Annotated in this window: 10 protein-coding genes; 2 read left to right on the top strand and 8 right to left on the bottom strand. The window is 65.4% G+C overall.

Annotation, left to right across the window (positions count from 1 at the left end; genetic code table 11):
- Positions 1–59 precede the first annotated feature (59 nt).
- The 7 genes from GGR40_RS19915 to GGR40_RS19945 form a co-directional block, all read right to left on the bottom strand.
- Positions 60–629, bottom strand: coding sequence for an alpha-ketoglutarate-dependent dioxygenase AlkB (locus tag GGR40_RS19915; RefSeq protein WP_429277996.1), 570 nt, complete (start codon positions 627–629; stop codon positions 60–62).
- On the bottom strand, positions 626–1,732 hold the full coding sequence (gene dinB / locus GGR40_RS19920) for a DNA polymerase IV (RefSeq protein ID WP_429277997.1): 1,107 nt from the start codon (positions 1,730–1,732) through the stop codon (positions 626–628). Before dinB ends, GGR40_RS19915 begins: the two co-directional genes overlap by 4 nt.
- Before the next feature lie 48 nt (positions 1,733–1,780).
- Complete coding sequence (locus GGR40_RS19925; RefSeq protein WP_429277998.1) at positions 1,781–2,590, bottom strand: S1/P1 nuclease; 810 nt, start codon at positions 2,588–2,590, stop codon at positions 1,781–1,783.
- A gap of 362 nt (positions 2,591–2,952) precedes the next feature.
- A complete protein-coding gene (locus GGR40_RS19930) occupies positions 2,953–3,240 on the bottom strand; it encodes a hypothetical protein (RefSeq protein WP_429277999.1) in 288 nt (95 codons plus the stop codon).
- Positions 3,241–3,243: 3 nt separating this feature from the next.
- The gene (locus GGR40_RS19935; protein WP_429278000.1) at positions 3,244–6,534 is read right to left on the bottom strand and encodes an error-prone DNA polymerase; all 3,291 of its coding nucleotides are present in this window, start codon (positions 6,532–6,534) and stop codon (positions 3,244–3,246) included.
- The gene (locus GGR40_RS19940; protein WP_429278001.1) at positions 6,531–8,345 is read right to left on the bottom strand and encodes a Y-family DNA polymerase; all 1,815 of its coding nucleotides are present in this window, start codon (positions 8,343–8,345) and stop codon (positions 6,531–6,533) included. Before GGR40_RS19940 ends, GGR40_RS19935 begins: the two co-directional genes overlap by 4 nt.
- Positions 8,260–9,021, bottom strand: a complete 762-nt coding sequence (locus GGR40_RS19945) for an ImuA family protein (RefSeq protein ID WP_429278002.1) — start codon at positions 9,019–9,021, stop codon at positions 8,260–8,262. The genes GGR40_RS19940 and GGR40_RS19945 overlap by 86 nt, the downstream gene beginning before the upstream one ends.
- Positions 9,022–9,632: 611 nt before the next feature.
- Between GGR40_RS19945 and GGR40_RS19950 the strand changes: the two genes are divergently transcribed.
- Positions 9,633–12,140 (top strand): TonB-dependent receptor, encoded by a 2,508-nt coding sequence (locus GGR40_RS19950; protein WP_429278003.1) that lies wholly within the window; start codon positions 9,633–9,635, stop codon positions 12,138–12,140.
- Positions 12,137–13,801: an alkaline phosphatase D family protein gene (locus GGR40_RS19955; protein WP_429278004.1), complete on the top strand. Its 1,665-nt coding sequence runs from the start codon at positions 12,137–12,139 to the stop codon at positions 13,799–13,801. Before GGR40_RS19950 ends, GGR40_RS19955 begins: the two co-directional genes overlap by 4 nt.
- 368 nt (positions 13,802–14,169) lie before the next feature.
- Here the strand turns inward: GGR40_RS19955 and GGR40_RS19960 are convergent, their stop codons facing one another.
- Positions 14,170–16,662, bottom strand: a complete 2,493-nt coding sequence (locus GGR40_RS19960; protein ID WP_429278005.1) for a PAS domain-containing protein — start codon at positions 16,660–16,662, stop codon at positions 14,170–14,172.
- Positions 16,663–16,756: the final 94 nt, after the last annotated feature.

Here is a 16,756-nt window from a genome sequence, read left to right on the forward strand (position 1 = left end):
TTGATGCAATCCCCGCATCAGACCGCGCAATAGAATGTCCGCCGAGCGGTAATGCAATATCATCGAGGAGCTGAACCAGAGAAACTGCGAAAGGTTATGGACCAGCGCGCCATCTCCATCTCGGCGATGCTGTGTTCCCAGTCGTACCGGGCAGGTCCGCTGATGTGATATCCCGCGCGCGGTTCGAGCGGCATTGCCGCACGAACAAAGCTTTCGCCTTTGCGCCTGCGGAAACGCATGGTCGCTGCCGCGCCTAACGAGATGCCGACGATGTGCGCATAGACGGGGCGATCTCGATGCCAACCGATGCCGGCTCCGGGATCGTAGCGGATCAGCAGGGCCTGGATCAGCAGCTCGGGTGCGAGACCGGCAAGCATCGCTGCCCTTTCGCGAAACGGTGCCAGCCAGTCCGGGATCGGCGCAGCCTTTATGGGCCGCCCGACCTCGAAGTCGTAGCTCCAGCCAAACGAGGTCGTCAGCCGCTTGCCGGTCCAGCCCTGGAAGCGAAAGGGCGTGAGGTCGCTTTCGTCGATCCTGCGAATAAGCATCCGCTCTTCTGCAGGATCGATGATATCGGGCCGCACGGCGAGGCCCGGAAGGACCGGCGTGTCGAAAAGATCGAACATCATGCTGCCACGTTCGGTGCAAAGATCGGCAGCACAGTACCGGCGCTCGCGGCGTCCTGGCCGCAAGCTTTCGCGAAGTTCGATACCGTGACACCGACCAGCCGGATTCCCTTCACCGGCGGCAGCACCGTGCGAACGAGCTCGATGGCCGAGCGCTGCAGGCTATCCCGGGTCAGGATGGCGCCGGGCTGGCTGCGGCTTCGCGTGATCTGCTGGAAATCGCCATACTTGATCTTCACGGTAACGGTCCGGCCGAACGTCTGCCGGGCATCGCACCAGCGCCAGACATCTTCTGCCATCTTCAGAATACCGGCTTCGATTTCATGGGGATCCGTGAGGTCGCGTTCGAACGTGGTTTCCGAGCCCGAGGACTTGCGGACCCGGTTGGGATTGACCGGGCGGTTGTCAATGCCACGCGCGATCGCGAAGTACCACTGCGCCGAACTGCCAAAGTTCTCCTGCAGAAATTCCAGCGGCTTGGCGCGCAGATCAGCCCCGGTCTCGATGCCGAGGCGTTTCATCTTCTCGGCCGTTACCGGACCCACGCCGTGGAAACGGCTGACGGGCAAACTCTCCACCCAGGCCGCGCCCATATCGGGCGTGACCGCGAACTGTCCGTTGGGCTTGCGGTGATCGGAAGCCAGCTTGGCGAGGAACTTGTTGTACGAGATGCCGGCCGACGCGGTGAGGCCGGTCTCCTCGAGGATGGCCTGCCGAATGGCCTTCGCTGTCTTCCAGGCCGTCTCGATGCCGGCCTTGTTGGCAGTCACGTCGAGGTAGGCTTCGTCGAGCGAGAGTGGCTGGATCAGATCGGTGTAGCGCGCGAAGACCTTGTGGATCTGCCGCGAGACATCCTTGTAGACCTCGAAGCGCGGCGGCACGAAGACAAGCTGGGGACAGCGCCTAAGAGCGGTCACCGATGGAAGCGCGGACTTCACGCCGAACTGGCGCGCTTCGTAGCTGGCAGCCGCAACGACGCCGCGCGACGCACCATGGCCGACCGCGACCGGACGCCCTCGCAGACGGGGATCGTCACGCTGCTCCACGGCGGCGAAGAAGGCGTCCATATCGACGTGAATGATCTTGCGGATCGCGGTGTCGCCCATGCCGGGGCTGTACCATAATCAGAACAAAATGGGAACAGGAAACCTGCGTCATTTTCGTTTCGCAGGCTCTCCCTCACCCTGAGGGGGCTCGAGCACCCGGTTCAGATACGCAGCGATGCGGATCCCGGCCATCTTCAGGCGCGTGTCGATATCGTCGCGGTGCCGGTAGACGTAATCGTAGGAGAGCGCCGGATCCGCCGGATAGGCGGTGCGGCGCATGACGATGCTTTCGTGCATCCATACCCTGGGATCGCGTTCATTCCACTGGAGCACCTGCTCTGGCGTCGTCGAGCGTTCCAGCCACTGCGCATACTCCGAATAGGAAAGCGCGCGCTGTTCGATCAGGCTGGAATCCCAGACGGTGTGCAGGTTCGTCGGCTTGCCGAACCAGGTGACCTTGACCGCATTGCCACCTTTGTCGGTGCCCGTGCCTACGTGCAGCGGTTGGTGCAGATCGCCGATGATATGGACGACGAAGCGCAGTGCCATGCGTTGATCGTCGATCGATGCCTTCGGATCGCGCAGTGTCGCGGTGAAGCGCGTAAGCGCCGTCAGTGCATCGCCCTCTCCGGGTTCGTCGGATGGCACATAATCGTCGCCGGCAACGGTGACATAGTGCCAGGGGGGCGAGGTCTTCTGCCAGAACGCGGAAGGGTCCGAGCGCATGTCGTCCGGCCACGTCGCGGCTTCAGCAAGATCCTCGTGACCCAGCAGGATCTCGACTTTCGCACGCGCCACGCCGCTTAAGGCATCCTGCGCGATGGCGCCCGTGATGCGATGCCCGACAGGTCCCCACGCCAGGGTCGGGCTGGAGATGACGATCGCGGCGCCCAGTACGGCAGCAGTGACAAAACGCATTCGATATCCTTCAGGAGCGAGCGGACCGCGAACGATCCATGCCGGGCAACCCTGTGTCCAGCCATTATGACACAGGCACGACACCCAATGCCGCCAGGGATTGCCAAGGCGGCATTCGGTCCGTCGCAAAACGGCATAGTTCTCCCCGCTATTCACAGGCTGCGAAGGACCGGGCCGCTGACGCGTCAGCGCCAATGGCGTATGATGAGACCCATGCGGTTCCTGTGCACTCTTGGTCGGCACAAGCCATCTTCCGTCTCGATTTCGCGAGGCAAGGAAGACGCATATCACGCGCTTTGCGGCGAATGCGGCGTGCCGATGGTCAGCCGCGGCAAGAATGCCTGGCGCGCCGCGAAACCCGCTTACGCAGGTTCGCCTTCCTCATAACGGCCTGCAAGTCGCAGCTGCCTGACGATCCCGTTGAATGCGGCTGTCACGCCTTGCGCCCGGCCGATGTCATTCTCCTGGCCTGCCGCATCCCAGTACAGCTCCAGCGGCCAGCGCTCGCGGCAATGCGCCAGCAGACAGCGCAGCGCCAGGCGCACCTCGACGGTATCGACGCGGGTAGTGCTGCAGCGAACGACGCCGCCGCGCAGGATGTGTACGGACAGCGCTATGATCACGCGCTGATGTTTGGGGAGCGTGACCACGGGTCAGTGAAAGTCGTGCGACTTGAAGCGCACGGCCTCTTCAGGATCGCAGCCTTGCGCATGCGGCGGCCAGTAACTGTTGGCCGGCCTCGGGCTCCAGTCCCGCTCTCCTGCGATCCCGTCGCCGCGATCGGGCGCGCCGGCATGGCGCGCACCGTCCCCCCGCCCGGTCTGGTGGGGGAACGCCATCTCGCCGACCTTGTGCAGCAAGTCGCCATGGTCGACGATCCGCTCGCAGATGACGTGGATCACCTCGCCCTCCTTTTGCACCCGGCCTTTCAGGCCCACCATCGCTGCGGACATCACCGTGCGGCGCTGCGCCTCGAAGCGGTCCGGCCACAGGATCCCGTTGGCGATGCCGGTCTCGTCCTCGATGGTGATGAAGAGCACGCCCTTGGCCGATCCCGGCTTCTGGCGCACCAGGATGATCCCGGCCACCTCGACCTTGCGCCCGTCGCGAATGTTCAAGAGGTCGGCGCAGCGCGTAACCCCGCGCCGGGTCAGCTCGCCCCGCACGAAGGTCAGCGGATGGGCGCGCAGCGACAGCTGCAGCGCGCGATAATCCTCGATCACCTCGCGGCCATCGGTGAGCGGGCGCAGCGCAACCTCGGGTTCGTGCCCCTCGACGCTGATCGCCTGGGCAGCCCGGCGCTGCGCTGCGTCCGCGGCGGCAAAGAGCGGCAGGGGCGCTTCGCCCAGCCCCCTCGCCGTCCACAGGCCCTGCCGCCGGTCGGCCCCGAAGGTGCGAAAGGCATCGGCATCGGCCAGCTTCTCGATCGCGGCACGCGGGACGCCGGACCGGCGCCAGGCATCTTCCAAGCTGCCAAACGGCGTTGCCCCGCGCGCACCGACGATCCTGGCGCCATCGGCGTTGGAAAGCCCCCTCACCTGCCGCAAGCCAAGCCGCACGGCGTGGTACCGGCCGCGCGTCGGCTCGAGTGAACAGTCCCAGCGGCTCGCATTGATGCACACCGGTCGAACCTCGACGCCGTGCTGGCGCGCATCGCCGATGATCTGTGCCGGCGCGTAGAAGCCCATCGGCTGCGCATTCATCAGGGCGGCGCAGAAGACGTCCGGATGATGGTACTTCATCCAGCTCGAGGCATAGGAGATCTTGGCAAAGCTCGCGGCATGGCTTTCCGGGAAGCCATAGGAGCCGAAACCTTCCAGCTGGCGGAAGGTGCGCTGGGCAAAATCGCGCGGGTACCCGCGCGAGACCATGCCCTCGATCAGCTTTTCCGAGAAATGCGAGACCCCGCCGGTCATCTTGAAGGTCGCCATCGCCCGGCGCAGCTGGTCGGCCTCGACGGCGGTGAACCCTGCGCCCACGATCGCGACTTTCATCGCCTGTTCCTGGAAGAGCGGCACGCCGAGCGTCTTTTCCAGGACGGCGCGTAGTTCGGGGCGCGGGTACTCCGGCTTCTCCAGCCCTTCGCGGCGGCGAAGATAGGGGTGGACCATGTCGCCCTGGATCGGCCCGGGCCGCACGATCGCGACCTGGATTACGAGGTCGTAGAAGCGGCGCGGCTTCATGCGCGGCAGCATCGACATCTGCGCCCGGCTCTCGATCTGGAAGGTGCCGAGCGTGTCGGCCTTCTGGATCATGGCATAGACGTCGGGATCGTCGCCCTGCAGGTCCGCCAGGCCCATGTGGATGTCCTTGGTTTCGGCAAGGAGGTTGAAAGCGCGGTTCATGCAGCCCAGCATGCCGAGCCCCAGCACGTCGACCTTCATCATGCGCAAGGCATCGATGTCGTCCTTGTCCCACTCGATGATCTGGCGATCGACCATCGCGGCCGGCTCGATCGGCACCAGATCATCGAGGCGATCGTGCGTGAGGACGAAGCCGCCCGGATGCTGGCTCGACTGGCGCGGCACTCCGATCAGCTGGCGCGCGAGATCGAGCGTCAGGCGCAGCCGCCGGTCGGACATGTCGAGGTTGAGTTCTTGGGCCTGCTTCTCGCCCACGCCTTCGGCGGACCAGCCCCAGACCAGCCCCGCAAGCGACGCGGTCAGATCCTGGGGCAAGCCCATGGCCTTGCCGACGTCGCGCACCGCGCCGCGCGCGCGAAACCGGGTAATGACCGCCGTCAGCGCGGCCCGGTCGCGCCCGTAAGTCTCGAATATCCACTGGATGATCTCCTCGCGCCGCTCGTGCTCGAAATCGACGTCGATATCGGGCGGCTCGCGCCGCTCGCCCGAGACGAAGCGCTCGAAGAGCAGTTCGTGTTTGATCGGATCGATCGAGGTGACGCCCAGCACGAAGCAGACACAGGAGTTCGCTGCCGATCCCCGCCCCTGGCACAGGATGCCCCGGCGCTTCGCTTCTGCGACGATCGAGTGAACGGTGAGGAAGTAGGGCGCATAGTTCAGTTCGGCGATGAGCTTGAGCTCATGCGCGATCTGGTCACGGTATTCCTGTGCAGGGTTGCCATCGAACATGGCGCCTAGTGCCTCATGGGTCATCTTCTCGAGGGCCGCTTGCGCGGTCAGGCCCGCGATGACCTGCTCGTGGGGGTAGTGATAAGTGAGATCGCCGAGCGAAAAGGTGCAGGCGCTGGCGATATCGACGCTGGCGCGCAGGGCATCGGGGTAAGCGGCGAACCGGCGCTGCATCTCCTCTGGCGACTTCAGCGCGCGATCGGCGTTGACCTCGCGGCGATAGCCAAGTTCGTCGACGCGGCAATTGTGCCGGATCGCCGTCACTACATCCTGAAGGAGCCGGGTATCGGGCGCATGGTAGAGCACGTCGCCGGTCGCGACCGCGCGTACCCCGGCTTGCGCTGCCTGGCGCGCAAGCGCATCGATCCGCACGGCATCGTCGGGGCGGCGACGCTGGAACAGGGCCATGTGGGCGCGCCGCCCATAGACGGACCGCACATCCGCCAAGGCCGCGGCATTCCCGGCATCTGCCTCCTGCGGCAGGAGAATGGCGATCACGCCTTCGGACCAGGCGTCGAGTTCGTGCCAGTGGAGCAGGCAGGCGCCCTTGCCTGCCCGGCGCTTGCCGATGGTGAGCAGGCGCGTGATCCGCGACCAGGCGGACTTGTTGGTCGGATAGAGCAGCAGACGGCGCCCGCAGGAGAGGTCGACCCGGGTCCCGGCAATCAGCCGCACCCCCGTCGCTTTCTCGGCCTCCCAGGCGCGCACGACCCCGGCGACGCTGCCAAGGTCGGCGATGCCGATGGCGCCATAGCCGAGCCTGGCCGCGGCCGAGAACAGTTCCTCGGGGCTCGATGCGCCGCGCAGGAACGAGAAGTGCGTGAGCACCTGGAGTTCGACATAGGCGCTCATGCGAAGATCCCGTGCATCCACCACGAAAGATCGCCGGTCTCGCCGGCGATGCCGTCCCCCCGGCGGAACAGCCAGTACCGGCCGCCCGCTTCGTCCTCGACCCGGTAATAGTCGCGCACGGCCCAGACTTCGGCGTCGCGCCGCCACCATTCGCCATGAATGCGCTCGGGCCCATCGCCGGCGACGACCGTGTGGGATCGCCCGCGCCACTCGAACCGCTTGGGCGGCTGGTCGGGCAGCAATGCCATGACCCGGTGCAGGGGCTCGGGCCGCGCGAACAGGCGCACCGGGCGCTGCCAGGCCGGCCAGGTGCCGGTGGTGCCGATCGGGTTTGTCGCCCTCACCGCGCGCTCGGGAACATGGCTTTCGACAGGCGCGATGCGGAATACCGAACCGGGCCCGATCCTGCCGGCCACGACATCGACCAGGCGCGCGGGATCGCGCAGCATCCTGTCACCGGCAAGGATCGCCCCCAGATTCTCGGCATCGAGCGGCTCGGTATGGGGTGCCAGCAGCCGGAACTGCTCAAGGCCCATGCCGGGGTCGATGCGCTCGATCCTCAGCTTCAACAGGCGCAGCAGGTGCGCTGCCTCACGGGTCGGCCGGGAGGTGCCGATCGCCACCACCTGCTCGCCGCCGTCGATACGCAGGGCAACGAAGCGCAGCGATCGGACACCCAGGCCCTTGCGCTGGAGCACTTGCACAAGATCCTCGAGCAGGTCGTGCATTACTTGCGCGATCGCTTCGGCCGTACCGACCGGTTCGAGCAGCCGCCGCTCGACCGCAGGCGTCACGAGATCCTCGCGCGGGGTGATCGGTTCAGCCTTGCCGCCCAGCGCCTGGTCGAGCCTCTCGATCGCGGCCAGCCCCAGCCTGCGCGCCAGGGGCCCTCGCGCCACCGGCAAGAGGTCGGCGATCGTCTCGAAGCCGAACTTGCGCGCTGCGACGAGCGCCCCGCTGTCGAGGCGCAGCGCTGCGACCGGCAGCGGCGAGAGCGCTTTCGTCACACCACCGGCGGGCGTGATCGCGATGTCCCTGGCGCCAAAGCGAGCGAGCGCATGCGCGGCGCCCGGGGTATCGGCAATCGCGATGCGCGCCGTGAACCCTGCCCGCCGGCAAAAGGCATGAAGCCGCTGGCAGAAACGCGCCTCCCCGCCATGCAGGTGCGCAGCGCCTGTCAGGTCCAGCCAGATGCCGTCGGGCGGCGCGACCGCGACGATCGGCGACCAGCGGCGGATCCCGAACAGCGCGAGGCGATCGAGCAGCGCCGCGTCGGTATCCGGCTCTGCGGCGCGGAAATCGAGATCGGATACCAGCGCCCGGGCATGCGTTGCCGCCATGCCTGGATGGATGCCCAGAGCCCTTGCGGCCGGACAGGCCGAGACGATCTCGTCGCGGCGGCCGACTTTGCCAATGAGCGCCAGCGGGGCAGCCGAGACTTGCGGCGCAGACCGCAGATGCCCGGACACCGGTGCCGAGGCTTCCCGCCTGAACGGATGTTCTGCCGCTTCCGAGCGCCGACCCAGTTCGCGCATCGGCGGCCGGGCGTGCAGCGGCAGGCCAGCGATCTCGCGCTCGACATCTGCACGGGAACGTTCACGAGCCTGGGCATCACCCTCGACCTGCCTCTCGCGCGCCCAGCGCGCACCGGGGCGCCACCCGCCCCCGCGCGGGACCGAGCAGGCACCGGGATCGGCATCGACAGGAAGCTGGAGCGCGCGCGGCTCAGGCCGCGGTGCGGTGAGCCGGTCCTGCCGTCTCAGCCGTTCGATGGCCAGAAACGGCAGGAACAGCGAGACGACCCGTCGCATCGCATCCCTCCACGATCAGGGAAAAGCCCTCGCCGCCGCGCTGGCGTGCAAGCTCGACCAGCCAGCGTGGGCGTCCGACGCCGGCAACGCCCAGCCTCTGGGACGGCGCGACCGAAATTCGCCAGCGTGTCCAGGCGGCCGAAGTGTCGCACAGCGGGTCCCGATCCCGTCCGCGGTGACGCCGCAGCAGGAGTACCGGGATATCCGCTTCAGCTGCCGCTAGCTGCAGGCGGCGTGTCGCGACCATCGAAACCTTGCTGGCTTCGGCGACCACGGCCGCCGGCGTTCCATCGCGTAGCGCATCCTCGACGACCGCGAGCAGCGCGGCATCGTCGCGCGGCTGCGCGTGGATGACATCGCCGGACGCAAGCCCTGCCTGTTCGAGACCGGGGGCATAAAGGTCGTTGCGGCAGCTGACCCACAGGACAGGCGCTGCCGCCGCGCGGGCCTCACGCGCCGCGATACCGGCCAGAAACAGCGTCGCCGCCGCATCATCGACCAGCGAGCAGGTCAGCGCCGCCGCTTCGTGCAAGGCGCCGGCGCGCAGACCGCCGGCGACCAGCCGCGCATCCAGCGCGTCGGCTCCAAAGGGTAGGATCCGATGATCGGCGAGCGGCGTTGCCAGGGCGCGCAGGGCATCGATGCCAGGATGCGCCAAAGAGGAAGCGGGGTTCATGGTGATTCTTGAGACTCGGATTTTGTTCCTTTTATGTTCTCACTTTCGACATCTCTCGGTCAACCGGCTAGATTGCCCTCGCACGTCCGACATGGGGACAACCCTGTGCAAACGGCGCGCGCGCCAGTCCCCCCAGGGCCCCAGGAACGGCGATCGACTTGCGCCAAAACCGGATGCTGTTCAGCTACCGGGTTGCAGCACAAGATGATCGATGCGCAGGCGTCGCGCTGTCGATCGGGACCCTGGACATCGCGGTTTGTCGGAAATGACGCCGATATCGCTGGCAATGACGAGCGCTGCGCCAGGCGCTGCCGGACCGGCGGGATGCCCATGGCGGCGCTCGAACCAGCGGACCCTGTCGTCGAATTTGAGGACCGGCTGCGGACTGCCTCCCGGGCAGCTACAAACAGGCGATGAGGCCACTGTTCACGGCCGGTTGGACGTATCGGCCTTACGCGTCGTCTCGACTTTCGCAGCGCGCGCCAGCCTCGCCAGCCAGATGGCTATGAGCTCGGCCCGGTGTAATCCAGGTTTCATAACCACGCCCTACCCGCTTGCCCCGCAACAGGGGAAGTAACACTATGAAATCGCAAGCGATAACTTTGGCCGCGATGGGTATCTCCATTCTGGCTCCGGCGCAGGCGCGGGCTGATGCTGCCAGCGCCGGGAACGGCGAGGCGATTGTCGTCACGGCGCAGTTGCGCGAACAGGATCCGATCGATGTGCCGATCACACTGAGCGTGATGGGGGGGCGCGATATGGATCGCCTGGGGATCAAGGAGTTCGACCAGCTTTCGCGCTTCGTCCCCGGCTTCAACGTACAGAACCAGTCGCCCAACAACCCCGGTTTCGTAATGCGCGGCATTACGTCGGACAGCGGCACGGCGTATAACGAACCGCGCGTCTCGGTCTTCCAGGACGGCGTTTCCATCTCGAAATCGCGCGGCTCCTACGTCGAGCTGTTCGATATCGAGCGGGTGGAAATCGCCAAGGGACCGCAATCGACCCTGTACGGTCGCGGCGCCCTGATCGGTGCTGTGAACATCATCCAGAACAAGGCAAGTCTGGACCGTTACGAAGCGGCAGGCGCGGTGTCTTATGGGAACTACAATTCGTGGTCGGCAGAAGCGATGGCCAATGTCCCGGTGAATGACGACATGGCGATCCGCCTGGCAGGTCGCGTTCGTCAGCGCGACGGCTATGTGAAGAACCTGCTGGGCGGGGGCGATTTCAATTCGGTGGATACCAGGGCCCTGCGCGGCAGCTTCCACGGTCGCTCGGGCGCACTGACGTTCGACCTGATCGGCAATTACCAGAAGGACACGCCTAACGGCACCGCGTTCAAGTCCATTGCGTACAACCCGACCGATCCGGCCACGGGCGCCGTTATCGGCGATCGCGGGCGCAACAGTGCTGCAGCGCTGGCACCGGGAGCCGGTTTCGAGGGCGGCAGGGCGCTTGGCCTCGATCGCCAGGTCTGGGGCGTTACCGGCATTGGCAATCTGGAACTGACCGACCGCCTGAAGCTGACTTCCACCACCGCCTATCGCCGGTTCGATGCCCTCGAAATCTTCGACGCGGACGGCCTGTCGCTGCCGATCCTCACCGCTGCGGAAGATGCCCGCGGCCAGCAGACCAGCCAGGATTTGCGCCTCACGTATGAAGCCGGACCGATCACGGCCGTTCTGGGCGGCAGCTACTTCCATGAGACGGGCACGCAGCGCACCCCGGCCCAGTTCGATGAGCGCGCCGTGCTGGCCCGTCTGGCCGGAGCCCTGAACGGCGGCGGCGCGATTGCCGGCCGCAGCGCGAACGATCCGGTACCGATGGCCTTGCTGGCGAGCCCGGCTTTCACCGGCGCGTTGCTGCAGGGCGTGGCGCAAAGCTACGGCCTTGCACTGCCGGCTGCGGCGGCGCAGGGGATCGCGGCCAACCTCAAGCCCGGTCATCTGGAAGATACGATCAATGGTGCGCGCACGCGGGCATTCGATCTGTTCGGCGACCTCACCGTGCGCGTTTCGGACCGGTTCGAAGTCTCCGGTGGCTTGCGCTATTCGCATGACGACAAACGCAGCACTTATGCCTCCTCCGTGGTCAATGGCCGCTCGATCCTGGGTGGTCTGATCGGTGCGCTGGGTCAGCCTGCAGCCGTGCGCAATCAGCTGATCGCAGCGCTTGCGACGCCCGGCGCAGCCAACATCCCGGTGTCGGCCGCTTACCCGGTCCCGCTCTTCGGTCTGGGCGCACAGCCCACGGCAGGCAATGGCGGGCAAGACGCAGCGAGCCTCAAGAACGGCGGATTTTCCTGGAGGCTTGCGGCACGCTACGCGCCGTCCGATGACACCAGCCTTTACGCCACATATGCGCGCGGTCGTCGCCCGCAAGTGCTTTCTGCCGGGGCACCTTCCGCTCCGTTCGACCCGGCCCGCTTTTCGGTGCTGGATGCAGAAACCGTCGACAGTTACGAACTGGGCGCCAAAGCCGCATTGATGAACCGGACGCTGTTCCTCGAGGGCGCGGCGTTCTTCTACCAGTACGATCATTTCCAGACGACCGTGCAGCAGGGCACGCAGTTCGTTCTGGTGGATGCCGGCAAGGCCGAGAGCTACGGTTTCGAAGGCCAGATCCGCTGGGAGCCGAGCCAGGCCCTGACGCTGTTCGCCAACTATGCCTGGAACCACAGCCGGTTCAAGGCAGGCGCCCGCGAAGGCAACCGCTTCCGCCTCTCGCCTGATCACAGCGCGTCGTTCGGGGCGATGGCCTCGGTTCCGGCCGGCCCGGGCCGGGTGATCTTCACGCCCAGCGTGACCTGGCAGTCCACGGTGTTCTTTGACGACGACAACGATCGGGCGGATCTGCAGCAGCCCCCTGCGGCACTGGTCGCGGACAACATTCAGGATGAGATGCAGGGCGGCTATGCCCTGGTCAACGCGCGTCTGGGATACGAGGCGCCGGGCAGCGCATGGCGGGTGGAGGCTTTCATCGAAAACGCTTTCGACAAGAAGTACATCATGGACGCAGGGAACACGGGTGACAGCCTGGGCCTGCCCACGTTCATCGCGGGCGCCCCGCGCTTCTACGGTGTTGCCGCCAGCTTCCGCTTCGGAGCGGGGCAGTGAGGGTCAATCGGCGCGCTGCACTGGCGGCACTGGGATCGAGCGCGGTCCTTCCCGGTCTGGCTTGCGCTGCCGCGCCGACCGGAGCGAAGTTCCTGCACGGGGTCGCCAGCGGCGACCCCACATCCACAGGCGCCATACTGTGGACGCGCGTGACGCCTGACGGCAGCGGGCAGGACGCAGCATTTCCGGTACAGTGGCAGGTCGCAGCGACACAGGGCGGCAAGCCGCTCGAGAGCGGTCGTGCCCAGGCCCACAGCGCGCGCGATTTCACCGTGAAGGTGGAACCGCGCCGCCTGCAGCCTGGCCGCGAATACTGGTACTGGTTCGAACTGGCGGACGGTACCCGATCGCCGGCAGGCCGGTTCCGCACCCTGCCGCGCGGCTCAGCCGATGAGGTGGTGCTGGCAGTGGTGTCCTGCCAGCTCTACCCCGGCGGCTACTTCACCGCCTATGACGATATCGCCCGGCGCGACCGCGTGGACGCGGTTGTTCATCTGGGCGACTATATCTACGAATATGGCGAAGACGGCTACGGTGGAGAGATCGGCCGCAAGCTGGGTCGGTCGGTGCAACCCGCGCATGAGATCGTGTCGCTGGAAGATTACCGCACCCGCCACGCGCAGTACCGGACCGACGCCGCGCTGCAGGCAGCGCATGCCCGCGCCGCTTTCATCTGCGTGTGGGACGACCACGAGACTGCCAACGATGCCTGGACGGGCGGGGCCGAAAACCATCAGCCTCATAGCGAAGGCGAATGGGCGCGGCGCAAAGCGGCCGCAATGCAGGCCTATTTCGAATGGATGCCGATCCGCGACCCTGCCGGAAACGATCCGTGGGAAGCAATCAACCGCAGTTTCGAATTCGGTGATCTTGCCAGCCTGATGATGGTCGAGACTCGGTTGCTGGCGCGCAGCGAACAGGCCGGTTTCAAGGGCAAGATGCCCGCCGAGGCGGATATCGCCGCCGTTCTGGCGGAGCGCAATCGCTCCGATCGCGAGATGCTGGGCGAGCCGCAGCGCGCCTGGCTGGAAGGGAGGCTGACCGCGTCGGTCAAGGCGGGCACGCGCTGGCAGGTGCTGGGCAATCAGGTCAACATGGCCCGCGTGAACGGCCCGGACATGGCCAAGCTGTTCGGCGCACAAAAAGCGGCGGCGATGTTTGCCAGGCTGGCGCCCGACATTCGCGGACAAGTGGAAGCATCGCAGGCCGGGTTCCGGGCGGGCCTGCCGTTCAACCTCGATGCCTGGGACGGTTACCCGGCCGCGCGCGAACGCCTGTATCGCAGCATCCTGCGTTCCGGCTCCAGTCCGCTGGTGCTGGCGGGCGACAGCCATGCCTTCTGGCTCAACGAACTGAAGGACGAGAAAGGCACGCCAGTGGCCGTGGAATTCGGCACGTCGTCGATATCCAGCCCGTCGGTAGGCGACGCTCTGCCCGGCCTCCCACTGGGCGACCTGCTCGAGACGGTCAGCCCCGAAGTGCGTTTCTGCGACCAGCGCGCGAAGGGCTATATCCTGCTCACCTTGACGCACGACCATGCGCGGGGCGAATACGTGGCGATGTCCACGATCATGGAGCCAGTGGCAAGCGCGCGCGTCATCGCTGTTGCCAGCGTGAAACCGGGAGCCCGCAACGCAGCCCTGGAGCGCCTGTCGCCGTAGCGAGATCTGCTAAGGCTCTGCATCGGTGATGGCCAGGATCGGATCGCCGGTGCAATGCGGATGGTATGCTCTGGCAGTGGCGATTGGCACTGGCCCCGATCGCCACCCCCTTCGTCGATCCGTGGAAAATGCGCACTTGGCTCCGTTTGTGCGGCACATCGCTGGCCCAACCGCAGGATTTCAAACCAGCAGCCATGCCTGATGCATCCGTCGATCGGGGCAGGGTTCAGTACATTTTCCCGCCGCCGGAAGACCGCGAGACTTCGATGCTCTCCTGGGCCATTGGGTTGCACGCAGGCTCTTGGGCTCAGAATCTGCCGGTCATGGGAGACCTGCGGCAGCTGTTTACCAATCAACAGTCCTGGCATTCAGGATTCCAGCACCGCACGAACTTTGGCTGCAAGCTGCTCAATGGTGAACGGCTTGCTGATCAACTCGACACCCGGATCCACGACGCCATTGTGGACGACTGCGTTGCGGGTGTAGCCCGAGGTGAACAGCACTTTTAGCTCAGGGCGCCGACGAAGAGCTTCATCTGCCAATTTACGCCCATTGATGTCCGGCATCACGATGTCCGTGAACAGCAGGGTGACTTCAGGATGCGCGTCCAACAGACGAAACGCCGTCAGGGCCCCGTCGGCCTCCAACACCTGGTATCCCAGCTCCTTCAATGCAGCAACGCTGAATTCGCGCACTGCCGGCTCGTCTTCGACGACAAGAACGAGCTCTTGATGCTCTCCCATCGGAAGCGGCTGGGGCGCAAAGGGCTCAGGCTGGGCATCCTCCCCCAGAAAGCGAGGAAGGTAGATCTTGACGGTCGTGCCCTGAGAAGGCTCCGAGTAGATTTTGACGTGGCCGCCTGACTGCTTCACAAAACCGTACACCTGGCTAAGCCCCAGCCCGGTGCCCTTGCCGACCTGTTTCGTGGTAAAGAAGGGGTCGAATGCCTTGGCAATGATGTCAGCGGCCATGCCGCTGCCGGTATCCGTCATCGCGATCAACACATACTGCCCTGCGGGAACACCAAGGTTGGCCGCAGAGTAGCGCTCATCGAAATGGGCGTTCTGCGTCTCGATAGTGAGCCTCCCGCCGTCCGGCATCGCGTCACGTGCGTTGACCGCGAGATTCAGGATGACATTTTCCAGCTGGTTGCGGTCGGCATGTGTACGCCACAGCCCAGCGGCAAGAACGGTTCCGAGGCGAATATCGGTGCCGAGCGAATGCGCAAGGAGGTCCGACATGGCCGGAACCAGCTTGTTCGCATCGAGAACCTCGGGATTGAGAGGTTGCTGGCGAGAGAACGCCAAGAGGCGCTGTGTAAGGGTAGTAGCCCGGGCTGCGCCTTCCAGCGCGGCATCGACATAGCGCCTGGCGCGCGGGTCATCCGATGGAAGCCGGCGACTGAGCAAGTCAAGGGAGCCTATGATGACCGCCAGCATGTTGTTGAAGTCGTGGGCGATGCCGCCGGTCAACTGGCCGACGGCCTCCATCTTCTGCGATTGACGCAGCGCCTCTTCGATCTGTTCACGCTCGGCAATGGCAGTAGCCACCCGTCGTTCCAGATGTTCGTTCAACTCAAGGAGCTGAGCCTCGGAACGCTTCCTTTCGGTGACGTCGATGGCCGTCCCGATAACCCGGAGACAGCGGCCATCTTCGTCGAAGACGCCGCGCCCTTTCGCGGCGACCCACCGCAAGATGCCGTCCTCCTTTCCAACGGTCCGATATTCGACATCGTATACCGCCCGACGTTCAGGGTCGGCGGCAGCCGCATAAGCTTGCGAGGTCGCCTCGCGATCATCGGGATGAAGGCCGCTGTAATAGTCCCCCATCGACACCGGCACGTCCGGCGAAATCCCGAACATGCCTTTGACGATGGGCGGCCAGATCAGAATGTCATGAACGACATCGACGTCCCAGAAACCGACTTCGGCGGCCTGGGTCGCCAGACGCAGGCGCTCCTCGTTCATCGCAAGCTCGGCACGCGTACGCTGGCGCTCGGTCAGATCGAGCATCGCGCCGATCATTCGTACGGCCTTGCCGCTCTGATCCCGGATCACGTGTCCGCGATCGAGGATTGCTGCATAATTGCCGTTGGCACGGCAGAAGCGATATTCGTCGGACCAGGCATCGGCGGTGCCGTCGATCGCTGCATGAATGCTGTCGTTGACGCGGTCCCGATCATCGGGATGGATATGCTCGATCCACCACTCCCCAGTGGGGTCCACTTCCGCCAGCTTGTACCCATGCGTGGTTTCAAGAGCTTCGTTCCAGATCACGTGATTGGACGCGAAGTGCCAGTCCCAGACTGCGTCATTGGTTGCTTTGCCGGCGAGGCGATAGCGCTCCTCGACCGCTGCCAGCGCCGTTTCCGCTTCGGTGCGTTGCGCGATCTCATCGCGCAGCTTCATCTGCGCTGTCGTCTCTGTGACCGTGTCGAGCATGCCGACCACCTTCCCGCTCTCGTCGCGGATGGGGCTGTAGCAGAACGTGAAGCAGGTGCTCTCCGGGTAACCATGCCGATCGATGGTAAGCGGGAAATTCTCGATGTAGGTCGCGTCCCCGGCGAAGGCCTTCTCGACGATCGGCGCCAGCGAAAACCACACTTCGCTCCATACGTCGCTGAAAGGGCGCCCCATGGCATTGGGCTTGTCCCCGAGGATTTCGAGGAAAGCCTCGTTGGGGATGGTGATGAGGGCCTGTCCCCACACGATGCATTGAGGGAAACGCGATGCCAGGATGAGACTAACGGCATGCTTGAGCGCGACAGGCCATTGCCCCGGCTCGCCGATGGGGTTGCCGGTCCAGTCCAGCGCACGAATCGCGTCGGCTTGTACCCCGCCACCTTCCAGAAATCTCATCATGGCAGGGTGATAGCCCAAGCCCGGCTGCATACCAAGCGTGGCGCCACACGCATTGGGGGCGACAAGGCGATGCGACAGGAGGTGGCGGTGCGGC

It is taken from the genome of Novosphingobium gossypii (assembly GCF_050433305.1).
Lineage (GTDB): Bacteria > Pseudomonadota > Alphaproteobacteria > Sphingomonadales > Sphingomonadaceae > Novosphingobium > Novosphingobium gossypii.

Excerpts from the sequence above, each read along its gene's own strand:
- GGR40_RS19915 (WP_429277996.1), bottom strand. The coding sequence starts at position 629 with ATGATGTTCGATCTTTTCGACACGCCGGTCCTTCCGGGCCTCGCCGTG.
- GGR40_RS19960 (WP_429278005.1), bottom strand. The coding sequence starts at position 16,662 with ATGATGAGATTTCTGGAAGGTGGCGGGGTACAAGCCGACGCGATTCGT.
- GGR40_RS19935 (WP_429278000.1), bottom strand. The coding sequence starts at position 6,534 with ATGAGCGCCTATGTCGAACTCCAGGTGCTCACGCACTTCTCGTTCCTG.
- GGR40_RS19940 (WP_429278001.1), bottom strand. The coding sequence starts at position 8,345 with ATGCGACGGGTCGTCTCGCTGTTCCTGCCGTTTCTGGCCATCGAACGG.
- GGR40_RS19950 (WP_429278003.1), top strand. The coding sequence starts at position 9,633 with ATGGGTATCTCCATTCTGGCTCCGGCGCAGGCGCGGGCTGATGCTGCC.
- GGR40_RS19925 (WP_429277998.1), bottom strand. The coding sequence starts at position 2,590 with ATGCGTTTTGTCACTGCTGCCGTACTGGGCGCCGCGATCGTCATCTCC.
- GGR40_RS19945 (WP_429278002.1), bottom strand. The coding sequence starts at position 9,021 with ATGAACCCCGCTTCCTCTTTGGCGCATCCTGGCATCGATGCCCTGCGC.
- dinB (WP_429277997.1), bottom strand. The coding sequence starts at position 1,732 with ATGGGCGACACCGCGATCCGCAAGATCATTCACGTCGATATGGACGCC.